Annotated in this window: 8 protein-coding genes; 2 read left to right on the top strand and 6 right to left on the bottom strand. The window is 63.8% G+C overall.

The window, feature by feature from the left end; translation table 11 throughout:
* Nucleotides 1-5 precede the first annotated feature (5 nt).
* The gene (rpsL, locus tag KUV26_RS14600; RefSeq protein ID WP_008204009.1) at nucleotides 6-377 is read right to left on the bottom strand and encodes a 30S ribosomal protein S12; all 372 of its coding nucleotides are present in this window, start codon (nucleotides 375-377) and stop codon (nucleotides 6-8) included.
* A gap of 351 nt (nucleotides 378-728) precedes the next feature.
* On the opposite strand from rpsL, the gene KUV26_RS14595 reads away from it, so the two are divergent.
* On the top strand, nucleotides 729-1,580 hold the full coding sequence (locus tag KUV26_RS14595; protein WP_222508867.1) for a putative rhamnosyl transferase: 852 nt from the start codon (nucleotides 729-731) through the stop codon (nucleotides 1,578-1,580).
* Here the strand turns inward: KUV26_RS14595 and KUV26_RS14590 are convergent.
* The 5 genes from KUV26_RS14590 to rplJ form a co-directional block, all read right to left on the bottom strand.
* Nucleotides 1,525-2,409, bottom strand: coding sequence for a DMT family transporter (locus KUV26_RS14590; protein WP_222505097.1), 885 nt, complete (start codon nucleotides 2,407-2,409; stop codon nucleotides 1,525-1,527). The genes KUV26_RS14595 and KUV26_RS14590 overlap by 56 nt on opposite strands.
* A 145-nt stretch (nucleotides 2,410-2,554) precedes the next feature.
* Nucleotides 2,555-6,796, bottom strand: a complete 4,242-nt coding sequence (gene rpoC / locus KUV26_RS14585) for a DNA-directed RNA polymerase subunit beta' (protein WP_222505098.1) — start codon at nucleotides 6,794-6,796, stop codon at nucleotides 2,555-2,557.
* A gap of 53 nt (nucleotides 6,797-6,849) precedes the next feature.
* On the bottom strand, nucleotides 6,850-10,986 hold the full coding sequence (rpoB, locus tag KUV26_RS14580) for a DNA-directed RNA polymerase subunit beta (protein ID WP_222505099.1): 4,137 nt from the start codon (nucleotides 10,984-10,986) through the stop codon (nucleotides 6,850-6,852).
* Nucleotides 10,987-11,232: 246 nt separating this feature from the next.
* A complete protein-coding gene (rplL, locus tag KUV26_RS14575; RefSeq protein ID WP_058286637.1) occupies nucleotides 11,233-11,607 on the bottom strand; it encodes a 50S ribosomal protein L7/L12 in 375 nt (124 codons plus the stop codon).
* Between the two features lie 81 nt (nucleotides 11,608-11,688).
* On the bottom strand, nucleotides 11,689-12,207 hold the full coding sequence (gene rplJ / locus KUV26_RS14570) for a 50S ribosomal protein L10 (RefSeq protein ID WP_222505100.1): 519 nt from the start codon (nucleotides 12,205-12,207) through the stop codon (nucleotides 11,689-11,691).
* Nucleotides 12,208-12,659: 452 nt separating this feature from the next.
* On the opposite strand from rplJ, the gene KUV26_RS14565 reads away from it, so the two are divergent.
* Entirely contained in the window at nucleotides 12,660-13,376 is a 717-nt protein-coding gene (locus tag KUV26_RS14565) for a hypothetical protein (RefSeq protein ID WP_222508866.1), read from the top strand.
* The last annotated feature ends 51 nt before the right edge of the window (nucleotides 13,377-13,427 follow it).

The following is a 13,427-nucleotide window of genomic DNA, read 5'->3' as shown; positions in this document are numbered from 1 at the left end:
CCTTCTTACTTAGGACGCTTCGCGCCGTACTTCGAGCGGCGCTGCTTACGGTCTTTGACGCCCTGGGTATCCAGAACACCGCGCAGGATGTGGTAACGGACACCCGGAAGGTCTTTTACACGGCCGCCGCGGATCAGAACCACGGAGTGTTCCTGAAGGTTGTGGCTTTCACCGGGGATGTAGGAGATCACTTCGAAACCGTTGGTCAGGCGGACCTTCGCGACTTTCCGCATAGCGGAGTTCGGCTTCTTCGGAGTGGTGGTGTACACGCGGGTGCAGACGCCGCGCTTCTGCGGGCACTGCTCGAGGTGCTGGGACTTCGAAACTTTGCGTTTCGGCTGACGCGGCTTGCGGATCAGCTGCTGGATCGTTGGCATTCAGGTATTCCCCGTTTAGCAACTTGTCATGCACGCCGGCGCGTGCGGGTGATTTCGCTGCACCTGTGCGTCCACAAGCGCAAAAACCGCAATCGCTCCCATTCCGAGGTGAGACGACGCGGTGTGTTTACAGAGGATCCGGGTGGTAAAAGTGCCCGGACCTTGAGCCACTGCAATTTTGAATTCGGCTGACGAAGAATACACTCCGGGTGCCGGATAGGCGCGCGTATATGGGGAGTCGCGGGGGTTGTCAACAGCAGCCGGGCGCCGCGGCCCGGCGCGGCGGTTGCCAGCGGGCCTCCGCACCGCCATAGTCGCCGGCGCAGGCATTGGCAACAAGCGGATTTCACTATGCAGGTCATCGGGCTGTGCCGGTTCTCCTACCCGGCCATCGGCGGGTTCCAGGTCGAGCACGGAACGATGGCGGAGCGCATCGCCTATCTCTACTCGGACGCGCGGATGGAGGAGCGGTTCCGGCTGTTCGAGACCGTCGCCCTGCCCTCGCTCCGGGCGCAGAGCGATCCCGATTTCGATCTGGTCATCGTGACCGGCGACAGCCTGCCCCGGCAGCACCGCGACCGGCTGTGCGACCTGACCGCCGGCCTGCCGCAGGTGCGGATTGCGGCAGAGCCGCCGCGCCGCCACCGCGAGGTGATGAAGGAACTGCTGAACCGCGCCCGCCGCGACCCGGACCGGCCCTGCCTGCAGTTCCGCTTCGACGACGATGACGCGGTGGCGGGCGAATTCGTCGAGCGGCTGCGCGAAACCGCGGCCGACTGCGCGCCGCTGCTGGCCAAGACGGACACCGCGGCGATCGATTTCAACCGCGGCTACATCGCCGAGTTCAGCGCCGCCGGGATCGCCGCCACAGACCCCGCGGTGCACCCTTACTTCACCGCGGCGCTGGCGATGTATGCGGCCGGCGGCTGCCGCAAGTCTGTCATGAACTTCGCCCACCACCGCATCCACCACCATATGCCCACGGTGACGGTGACCGACGTGCCGATGTGGGTACGCAGCCACAACCGGTTCAACGACTCCCGCCAGGAGCGCGCCAGACCGGCGGCGGTGGCGCCTCTGACTCCGAAGCAGGAACGCGAATTCGCAACGGTGTTCGGCATCGACGCTGCCCGGGTGCGCGCGGTCTTCAGCGCAGGACAGGACGGCGCCGGCGGCCCGCCTGGCGCTCCCGGTAGAAGGTGAACACCCCGGCCCCGGCCACAACGGCCGCGCCCAGAAGGGTCAGCGCATCCGGCCATTCGCCGAACACCAGCCAGCCCAGCAGCAGCGCCCACAGCAATCCGCTGTAGCGCAGCGGCGCAATCACCGCGATCTCGCCCACCCGCATGGTCATCACCGAACACAGGTAGCCCGCGAAGATGAACAGGGCGGCACCGCCCAGGATCAGCAGCTCCGCTGCGCCCATCGGCTGCCACTCGACCGCAGCGGAACTGGCGACGCCGAAGGCCAGCACCGACAGCGAGGACATCAGCGTCACCGTTGTCGAGGGCACCTCCGGCGGCATCCGGCGGGTCGCCAGGTCGCGGGCGGTGATGCAGGCCACCGCCGCCAGCGCGTAAAGCGCGCCGTCGCTGAACCCCTCCGGCCCCGGCCGCACGATCAGCAGCATGCCGCAGAAACCCGCGGCAATCGCCGCCAGCCGGCGCCAGCCCACGGGTTCACGCAGAAACAGGGCCGCGCTCAGCGTCACCGCCAGCGGCAGCACCTGCAGCACCGCGGTGACATTGGCAAGCGGCATCAGCATCAGCGCCGTCAGGAACAGGTAGGTGGCCGCGACCTCGCCGCCGCAGCGCAGGGCGATCATGCCCCAGGCCCGGCGCGGCAGCCGCAGCTGCAGACCGCCCATCCGCCGCACCAGCAGGTAGATCAGGGCGCTGGCCGCCAGCCCGCGGACGGTCAGGATCTGCGGCAGCGGCAGCGTGCCGCCGATCATCTTGATCAGAACGTCATTGAAGGTATAGGCCGCCATCGCCCCCATCATCAGCAGCGCGCCGGTCTGGTTTGCTGTCATCGCCGCACCGCCGTTGTGATCATCCGCAGACCGTCTTTCATCCCTGTGTCCTCCCTGCCCCGCAACAGATAGCCCCGGCCGCAGATGTGAAAAAGCCCCCGCATGCATCCATGCGGGGGCTTTTCCGTTTGCCGTGTGCCGGAGCTTAGTCGCGGCTTTCCGGAGTATCGACCAGGTTGTCCAGGCCGCTGTCCATCGCGTCCTCGTCCATCACCGGCGCAGCCAGGGCTGCAGCGGCTTCGGCTTCCTCGCGGCGGGCTTCCAGTACCACGTTGTCGCGGCCCTGGGCGATCTGGCGCACCCGCTGGGTGGCGCCGCCGGTGCCGGCCGGGATCAGGCGGCCCACGATGACGTTCTCCTTGAGGCCGACCAGCTTGTCCTTCTTGCCCTGCACCGAAGCCTCGGTGAGAACCCGGGTGGTCTCCTGGAAGGAAGCCGCCGAGATGAAGGAACGGGTCTGCAGCGACGCCTTGGTGATGCCGAGCAGGATCGGTTCGCCCTGAGCCGGACGCTTGCCGCGGGCCAGCGCCTTCTCGTTGGCGGCATCGAACTCCTGCTTGTCGACATGTTCACCCTTCAGAAGGGTGGTGTCGCCGGAGTCGGAGATCTCCCACTTCTGCAGCATCTGGCGGACGATCACCTCGATGTGCTTGTCGTTGATCTTCACACCCTGCAGGCGGTAGACGTCCTGGACCTCGTCGATCATGTAGTTCGCCAGTGCCTCGACACCCATGATGGACAGGATGTCATGCGGCGCCGGGTTGCCGTCCATGATGTAGTCGCCCTTCTGGACAAAATCACCTTCCTGGACCGGAATGTGCTTGCCCTTGGGCACCATGTATTCGACGGGCTCCATCGACTCGTCCGACGGCTCGATCGAGATGCGGCGCTTGTTCTTGTAGTCGCGGCCGAAGCGCACGTAACCATCGATTTCGGCGATGATCGCGTGATCCTTCGGACGGCGGGCTTCGAACAGTTCCGCAACGCGCGGCAGACCACCGGTAATGTCCTTGGTCTTGGCGCCTTCGCGCGGAATACGCGCGACAACGTCACCGGCCAGGATCTGCTGGCCGTCTTCGACCGACAGAATGGCATCCACGGACATCGGGTAGGTCAGCGGGTTGCCCTGATCGTTGCGCACCGGCTCGCCGTTGCTGTCGACCAGGATGATTTCCGGCTTCAGCTCGGAGCCCTTCGGAGCCGCACGCCAGTCGATCACGATCTTCTGGGTCATGCCGGTGGCTTCGTCGGTCTCGTCGCGGACAGCCAGGCCCGAGATCAGGTCGACATACTTCGCGGTACCCGGCTTCTCTGCGATGATCGGCAGAGTATAGGGATCCCACTCGAACAGCTTGTCGCCGCGGCTGACCTGCTGGCCTTCCTTGACGAACAGCTTGGAGCCGTAGCCCAGCTTGTGGCTGGCGCGCTCTTCGCCGTGCTCGTCCTGGATGATCAGCTTCATGTTGCGGCCGACAACCAGGGTCTCGCCGTTGGCGTTCTCCAGGGTCTGCGGCATCTCGAAGACGATCTTGCCGGACTGCGAGGCTTCCAGGAACGACTGCTGGCCGCCCTGGGCAACGCCGCCGATGTGGAAGGTCCGCATGGTCAGCTGGGTGCCGGGTTCACCGATCGACTGCGCCGCGATGATGCCGACGGCCTCGCCGGTGTTCACGCGGGTGCCGCGGGCCAGGTCGCGGCCGTAGCACATGGCGCAGACACCCTCTTCCGATTCGCAGGTCAGCGGCGAGCGGATGCGGGTCGACTGCACGCCGGCCTCTTCCACTGCGTCGGCCATGCGCTCGTCGATCAGCTGGCCTGCGGCCACGATGATCTCTTCGGTGCCGGGCTTCTTGATGTCATCCGCAGCCACACGGCCCAGGATGCGCTCGCCCAGGGACGCCACGACTTCACCGTCGTTCACAGCCGCTTCCGCGGTGATCGCACGCTCGGTGCCGCAGTCGATCTCGCGAACGATGCAGTCCTGCGCCACGTCCACCAGACGGCGGGTCAGGTAACCCGAGTTCGCCGTCTTAAGCGCGGTATCCGACAGACCCTTACGGGCACCGTGGGTGGAGTTGAAGTACTCCAGAACGGTCAGGCCTTCTTTAAAGTTCGAGATGATCGGGGTCTCGATGATGTCGCCGTTCGGCTTGGCCATCAGGCCGCGCATGCCGCCCAGCTGCTTCATCTGGGTAACCGAGCCACGCGCGCCGGAGTGGGCCATCATGTAGACCGAGTTCGGTTCCATCACGGCGCCGTTCTCGTCCCGCTTGTCAGCGGAGATGGTGCCCATCATCGCTTCGGTGACCTTGTCGTTACACTTCGACCAGGCATCGACAACTTTGTTGTACTTTTCGCCCTGGGTGATCAGGCCGTCCATGTACTGCTGTTCGAAGTCCTTCACCTGCTCGCGGGTGTCGTCGACGATGGTCCACTTGGTGTCGGGGATCACCATGTCGTCCTTGCCGAAGGAGATGCCGGCCTTGAACGCTTCACGGAAGCCCATGGTCATGATCTGGTCGCAGAAGATGACCGACTCCTTCTGGCCGCAGTAGCGGTAGACGGTGTCGATGACCTGCTGAACCTCTTTCTTCCGCAGCAGGCGGTTGACCAGCTCGAAGGGTGCCTTGGCGTTCTTCGGCAGCAGCGCGCCCAGACGGACACGGCCCGGGGTGGTCTCAAAGCGCTTGAGAACCTCGTTGCCTTCCTCGTCGATCTGGGTGATCCGCGCGGTGATCTTGGAGTGCAGATGCACTTCGCCGGCGTCCAGCGCGTGCTGAACCTCGTCGATGGTGCCGAAGATCTTGCCTTCGCCGGGCATGCCTTCGCGTTCCAGGGTCACATAGTAGAGACCCAGGATCATATCCTGCGAGGGAACGATGATCGGCGCGCCGTTGGCGGGCGACAGAACGTTGTTCGTGGACATCATCAGGACGCGCGCTTCCAGCTGGGCCTCGAGGCTCAGCGGCACGTGCACGGCCATCTGGTCGCCGTCGAAGTCCGCGTTGAACGCCGAGCAGACCAGCGGGTGCAGCTGGATCGCCTTGCCTTCGATCAGCGTGGGTTCGAACGCCTGGATGCCGAGACGGTGCAGCGTCGGTGCGCGGTTCAGCATCACCGGATGCTCGCGGATCACCTCATCCAGGATATCCCAGACCTCGGGACGTTCTTTCTCGACCAGCTTCTTCGCCTGCTTCACGGTCGAGGACAGGCCCTTGGCCTCCAGACGCGAGTAGATGAAGGGCTTGAACAGCTCCAGCGCCATCTTCTTGGGCAGGCCGCACTGGTGCAGCTTCAGTTCCGGACCGGTCACGATCACCGAACGGCCGGAGAAGTCGACGCGCTTACCCAGAAGGTTCTGGCGGAAGCGGCCCTGCTTGCCTTTCAGCATGTCGGACAGCGACTTCAGCGGGCGCTTGTTGGCGCCGGTGATGACGCGGCCGCGGCGGCCGTTGTCGAACAGCGCGTCCACGGATTCCTGCAGCATCCGCTTTTCGTTGCGGACGATGATGTCCGGCGCGCGCAGCTCGATCAGCCGCTTCAGGCGGTTGTTCCGGTTGATCACGCGGCGGTACAGGTCGTTCAGGTCGGAGGTCGCAAAGCGGCCGCCGTCCAGCGGCACCAGCGGGCGCAGTTCCGGCGGGATGACCGGAATCACGGTCATGATCATCCATTCCGGACGGTTGCCCGATTCCAGGAAGGATTCCACGACTTTCAGACGCTTGATGATCTTCTTGGGCTTCAGTTCGCCGGTTGCTTCGGCCAGTTCGGCGCGCAGCTGCTCGGCTTCCGATTCCAGGTCAATCTGGGCCAGCATGTCACGGATCGCTTCAGCGCCGATGTTGGCGGTGAAGGCGTCCATGCCATAGGCGTCCTGGGCGTCCATGTACTCTTCTTCGGTCATCATCTGGCCGTACTGCAGGTCGGTCAGACCCGGCTCGATGACAACGTAGTTTTCAAAGTACAGAACCCGCTCCAGGTCGCGCAGGGTCATGTCCAGCATCAGGCCGATGCGGCTCGGCAGCGACTTCAGGAACCAGATGTGCGCAACCGGTGCGGCCAGTTCGATGTGGCCCATGCGCTCGCGGCGCACTTTCTGCAGGGTGACCTCGACGCCGCATTTCTCGCAGACGACGCCGCGGTATTTCATCCGCTTATATTTGCCGCACAGGCACTCGTAGTCTTTGATCGGGCCAAAGATCCGGGCGCAGAACAGGCCGTCGCGCTCCGGCTTGAAGGTCCGGTAGTTGATGGTCTCGGGCTTTTTGATTTCGCCATAGGACCAAGACAGGATCCGTTCCGGGCTGGCCAGCGAGACTTTGATTTCATCAAAGACCTTCGGCGGGGTCAGCGGGTTGAACGGGTTGTTGGTGATTTCCTGGTTCATTTTGATACCTCAAATCTTGCGGAAGGGGGGAACGGGAGAAGGGCGCGGGGCCCTTACTCCTCAACCTCCGCATCCAGGAGTTCCATGTTCAGGCCGAGGCCGCGGACTTCTTTGACCAGAACGTTGAACGATTCCGGCACGCCCGCCTCGAAGTTATCCTCGCCCTTGACGATCGACTCATAGACCTTGGTCCGGCCGGCGACGTCATCCGACTTGACGGTGAGCATCTCCTGCAGGGTGTAGGCGGCGCCGTAGGCTTCCAGAGCCCAGACTTCCATCTCACCGAAGCGCTGACCGCCGAACTGCGCCTTACCGCCCAGCGGCTGCTGGGTGACCAGCGAGTACGGGCCGGTGGAACGCGCGTGGATCTTGTCGTCCACCAGGTGGTGCAGCTTCAGCAGGTACTTGATGCCGACGGTCACGGGGCGCGCAAACTGCTCGCCGGTGCGGCCGTCGAACAGGATCGACTGGCCGGACTGGTCAAAGCCCGCACGCACCAGGGCGTCGTTCACATCGTCTTCCTTGGCGCCGTCGAAGACCGGCGTCGCAATCGGCACACCGCGGGTCACGTTGCCTGCGGCTTCGATCAGCGTGTCCTCGTCCATGTTGGCGATGCCTTCGTCGTAGACATCGTCGCCATAGGCGTGGTGCATCGCTTCGCGGACCGGGGTCAGGTCGCCCGAGCGGCGGTATTCCTGCAGCGCTTCGTCCACCTTGATGCCGAGGCCGCGCGCGGCCCAGCCCATGTGGGTCTCCAGGATCTGACCGACGTTCATCCGCGACGGCACGCCCAGCGGGTTGAGGCAGAAGTCGACCGGGGTGCCGTCGGCGAGGAACGGCATGTCCTCCATCGGCACCACTTTCGAGATCACACCTTTGTTGCCGTGACGGCCGGCCATCTTGTCGCCCGGCTGCAGCTTGCGCTTCACCGCGATGAAGACCTTGACCATCTTCATCACACCCGGCGGCAGGTCGTCGCCGCGGCGGACCTTCTCGACCTTGTCCTCGAAACGGGCGTCCAGGGCACGCTTCTGCGCCTCGTACTGCTCGTTCAGGGCCTCGACGATCTGGGCGTCCTGCTCATCCTCGAGGGCGAGCATCCACCACTGGCCGCGGGACAGGCTGTCCAGCAGCTCCTCATCGATCGGGGAACCGGCACGCACGCCTTTCGGGCCTTTGACGGCCACTTTGCCCAGAAGCATGTCGCGCAGGCGGGCATAGATGTTGCGGTCCAGGATCGCCAGCTCGTCGTCCCGGTCACGGGCCAGACGCTCGACTTCCTCACGCTCGATCTGCAGCGCACGCTCGTCTTTCTCCACGCCGTGGCGGTTGAAGACGCGCACCTCGACCACAGTACCGTAGTCGCCCGGCTTCACGCGCAGCGAGGTGTCGCGCACGTCAGATGCTTTCTCGCCGAAGATGGCGCGCAGCAGCTTCTCTTCCGGGGTCATCGGGCTTTCGCCCTTCGGAGTGATCTTGCCGACCAGAATGTCGCCCGGCTCCACATCGGCGCCGATGTAGACGATGCCCGCCTCGTCGAGGTTGCGCAGGGCTTCCTCGCCGACGTTCGGGATGTCGCGGGTGATTTCTTCCGGCCCAAGCTTGGTGTCACGGGCGGCGACTTCGAATTCCTCGATGTGGACCGAGGTGAAGACGTCGTCACGCGCGATGCGCTCGGAGATCAGGATCGAGTCTTCGTAGTTGTAGCCGTTCCACGGCATGAACGCGACAACCACGTTCTTGCCCAGAGCCAGTTCGCCCATATCGGTCGACGGGCCGTCGGCAATCACTTCGCCCTTGGCAACCGTGTCGCCCACCTTGACCAGAGGCTTCTGGTTGATGGTGGTGTTCTGGTTGGACCGCTGGAACTTGCGCAGACGGTAGATGTCCACGCCCGCATCGCCCAGCTCCAGATCCTCGGTGGCCCGGATCACGATACGCTGCGCATCGACCTGGTCGATGATGCCCGCACGCTTGGCCTGGATGGCGGCGCCGGAGTCGATCGCAACCTTTTCCTCGATGCCGGTGCCAACCAGCGGCGCCTCGGCCCGCAGCAGCGGAACCGCCTGACGCTGCATGTTCGAGCCCATCAGAGCGCGGTTGGCGTCGTCGTTTTCCAGGAACGGGATCAGCGAGGCCGCAACCGAGACCAGCTGCTTCGGCGACACGTCGATCAGGTCCACGCTTTCGCGCGGCGCCAGGGTGTAGTCGCCGGACTGGCGGGTGGAGACCAGCTCGTTGATGAACTTGCCGGTTTCGTCCAGGGTCGCGTTCGCCTGCGCCACGGTGTGGCGCATTTCCTCGGTCGCCGACATGTAGTGCACTTCGTCGGTCACCTGGCCTTCGTTCACAACCCGGTAGGGGGTTTCGATGAAGCCGTACTTGTTGACGCGCGCGAAGGTCGCCAGCGAGTTGATCAAACCGATGTTCGGGCCTTCCGGGGTCTCAATCGGGCACATCCGGCCATAGTGGGTCGGGTGCACGTCGCGGACCTCGAAGCCGGCGCGCTCGCGGGTCAGGCCGCCCGGGCCAAGCGCCGACAGGCGGCGTTTGTGGGTGACTTCCGACAGCGGGTTGGTCTGGTCCATGAACTGCGACAGCTGCGAGGAGCCGAAGAATTCACGCACCGCCGCCGCCGCGGGTTTCGCGTTGATCAGGTCCTGCGGCATCACGGTGTCGATCTCGACGGAGGACATCCGCTCCTTGATCGCACGCTCCATGCGCAGCAGGCCGACGCGGTACTGGTTTTCCATCAGCTCGCCGACGGAGCGCACGCGGCGGTTGCCCAGGTGGTCGATGTCGTCGACATCGCCGCGGCCGTCACGCAGGTCGACCAGCGCCTTGATGCAGGCGACGATGTCTTCCTTGCGCAGGGTGCGCTGGGTGTCCTCGGCGTCCAGTGCCAGGCGCATGTTCATCTTCACGCGGCCGACGGCGGACAGGTCGTAACGCTCGGAGTCGAAGAACAGGGTGTCGAACAGCGCCGATGCGGCCTCGACGGTGGGCGGCTCGCCCGGGCGCATCACGCGGTAGATGTCCATCAGCGCGCTGTTGCGGTCCATGTTCTTATCTTGCGCCATGGTGTTGCGCATGTACGGGCCGACGTTGACGTTGTCGATGTCCAGCACCGGAATGTCGGTGATGCCCGCGTCCAGCAGCTCCTTCAGGGAGCCGCCGATCAGCTCGCCGTCCTTGTCGTATTCCAGGGTCAGCTCATCGCCGGCCTCGACGTAGATCGCGCCGTTGTCCTCGTTGATGATGTCCTTGGCCACAAACTTGCCGACGATGTGGTCGAAGGGCACCAGCAGCTCGGTGATGGAGCCTTCCTCGATCATCTTCTTGACGGCGCGCGGGGTGACCTTCTTGCCGGCCTCGCAGATGATCTCGCCGGTGGCAGCGTCCACCAGGTCGTAGGTCGGGCGGGTGCCGCGCACGCGTTCCGGGAAGAACGGGGTGACCCAGCCGCGGGATTTCTCCAGCTTGAAGGAGACGGTGTTGTAATAGGCATCCATGATGCCTTCCTGATCCAAGCCCAGGGCATAGAGCAGGGTGGTCACCGGCAGCTTGCGGCGGCGGTCGATACGGGCAAAGACGATGTCCTTGGCGTCGAACTCAAAGTCCAGCCAGGAGCCGCGGTACGGGATGATGCGGCAGGCGAACAGCAGCTTGCCCGAAGAGTGGGTCTTGCCCTTGTCGTGGTCGAAGAACACGCCCGGCGAGCGGTGCATCTGGGACACGATCACGCGCTCGGTGCCGTTCACGATAAAGGTGCCGTTCGGGGTCATCAGGGGCATGTCGCCCATGAAGACGTCCTGCTCCTTGATGTCCTTCACCGACTTGGCGCCGGTGTCCTCGTCGACATCGAACACGATCAGGCGCAGGGTGACCTTCAGCGGCGCGCTGTAGGTCATGTCGCGCTGCATGCACTCTTCGACGTCGTATTTCGGCTTTTCAAACGAGTACTTCACGAACTCCAGAACGGAGGTTTCGTTGAAATCCTTGATCGGGAAAACCGACTGGAACACACCTTTGATGCCTTCGCCGTCCAGCGGCTCTGCTGCATCGCCGGAGCGCAGGAAAAGGTCATAAGAAGATTTCTGCACCTCGATGAGGTTCGGCATCTCCAGCACTTCGCGGATTTTGCCGTAATATTTGCGTAGACGTTTCTGGCCAAGGAACGATTGAGCCATGTCAGATGTCACCTTTCGAGTTCTCACCGGTCAAGGATGCCGCCGGGCCCCGGCTCCTTGCCCATACGAGACAGCGTGTTCGGATCAATTCATGGCCACCGTCCCGAAGGCAGCCTCCCGATCCCTTGAACCCCGCCTGAAAAAGCGCCCTGTCAGAAGGCCCTTTTTAAGACAGGTTCGGCTGGGCCCGGAAAATCCGGACCCAGCCAAATTCCTGATGCATCAGAAATGCACCAGAGACAGTGCTTAGGCCAGCTCGACTTCGGCGCCAGCTGCTTCCAGCTTGCCTTTGATGTCTTCCGCTTCGTCCTTGGACACGCCTTCTTTGATCTTGCCGCCAGCTTCGACCAGCTCTTTGGCTTCTTTCAGGCCCAGGCCGGTGATGCCGCGGACTTCCTTGATCACGTTGATCTTGGACGCGCCGGCGTTCTTCAGAACGACGTCGAATTCGGTCTTCTCTTCTTCGGCTGCACCGCCGGCGTCGCCGCCAGCTGCCATGACAACCGCGCCGCCTGCTGCGGGCTCGATGCCGTATTCGTCTTTCAGGATGGTTTTCAGTTCTTGTGCTTCCAGCAGGGTCAGACCCACGATGCTTTCTGCGAGTGCTTTCAGATCAGCCATTGTATCAGCTCTTTCCGTTTACAGTATGTGTGTTCCAACGTGCGGGCTTCAGCCCCACGCCAGCCATTCAGTGCCAACCGCTTACGCAGCTTCCGCCTTCTCTTCGATGGTCGAAAGGATGCTTGCGATGTTGCTTGCAGGTGCGCCAATCGCGCCGGCGATGTTGGAAGCGGGTGCGCCAATGCAGCTTGCGATCTGAGCAATGAGCTCGTCGCGGGACGGCATTTTCGACACGGCTTCGACACCGGCACGGTCCAGAGCGTTCTCACCCATCGCACCGCCAAGGATCTCAAACTTTTTGTTTTCCTTGGCGAAATCCTCGGCCACTTTCGCAGCGGACACGGGATCTTCGGAGTAGGTCAGAACGGTCATCCCTGTCAGCAGGCCGGCCATGCTTGCACACGGCTTACCCTCGAGGGCGATTTTGGCGAGCCTGTTCTTGGCAACACGCACGGAGCTGTTCGCGTCACGGGCACGTGCGCGCAGGTCCTGCATCTCGGCAACTGTCAGACCGGCGTAGTGAGCTACCACCACGACGCCAGAGCTTTCGAAGATCTGGCCGAGTTCCTCGACCACTTTCTCTTTCTGGGCTCTATCCACAGTTCTCTCCAAGTTAGGGATGCTTGCGCATCCCGGCTCATATTTGCCGGCTCAGGAAGAACCGGCGTTCAGGTCCGTTTTACGGGATGAGCCAAATCCGCCCGAGGGATTGAAAACCCCCGATCTTCTTGGTCTGTACCCGTCTCAGGAGGGAAATTAAGGCCCGATCGGAGGCCACCCACCATCTTGGACGAAATGAAATAAAGCGCACGACGAATCGCACGCTTTATCTCGTAGCCGTAGTTAGTCCCATTTGCGGGGATTTCCAAGGGCAAATCCGCCCCGCAGGCCAAGTTTGCCCGGCACACCGCCGCGGCAGGCCCCGGCCGCGCCGCCACTGCGGTGTGCCGGGCAAGGCACAGCTTCCGCAGGGTTTCCGCCGCCGCCTCGACAAGCCGCCGCCGCCCGCTCCATACCGGAACCATTGACCCGCAGCGCCCCGTGTCTCCCGCATGCAGCTTACCACCGACCTCATCGCCCGCAACGGGGATCACAGCATTGCCCATCAGCACGGCAGCGGCAGCAGGCTGTTCGTCTGCCTCAGCGGCGTCGGCACCAAGCGGCATGAGATGCCGCCCTTCGAGTTCCCCGGCACCGCCTCGGACGGCGGACGCAACCACATCCTGATGGTCGCGGAAAAGCGCCGCAGCTGGATGAACGACCCGGACCTCACCGCCCTCATCGTCCAGGAGATCGAACGCATCCGGGTGCAGTTCTCGATCACCGAGACGGTCACCCTGGGCAACAGCATGGGCGGCTTCATGGCACTGGTGCTGCCGCAGCTCACCCGGATCGACCGCGCCATCGCCTTCTCGCCGCAATTCTCCATGCACCCGGAGCACGTGCCGGAGGAAACCCGCTGGCAGTACTGGCGCCGCCGCTTCCCGCCCTACCGGTTCGAGACGGTTGGCTCCCTCGACCCGGAGCGATGCGGGCACTTCATCTTTCACGGAGATGCGCCGGAGGAGGAGATCCATTGGCGCCGCTTCCCGGCCGGCCGCAGCATCCACCATTACATTCTGGAGGGCACCGGCCACAATCTGGTCGCCGGGCTGAAGGCGCAGGGGCTGCTGGCCCGCACCGTGCAGCTGGCCGCCGCAGGCAAGCCCCGGCTGCTGCGGCTGCTGCTGGAGCAGCACTACGGCCCCTGCCGCCGCGGGTTGCGCTGAGCGCCCGCATGCCGGCGCCCGACAAGGAAAAGGCCCGGCCGGATCAGATCC

Source organism: Leisingera daeponensis (genome assembly GCF_019801465.1).
GTDB lineage: Bacteria > Pseudomonadota > Alphaproteobacteria > Rhodobacterales > Rhodobacteraceae > Leisingera > Leisingera daeponensis_A.
The sequence above is the reverse complement of the archived record's forward strand: the minus strand, read 5'-3'. Positions and strand labels throughout refer to the sequence as shown.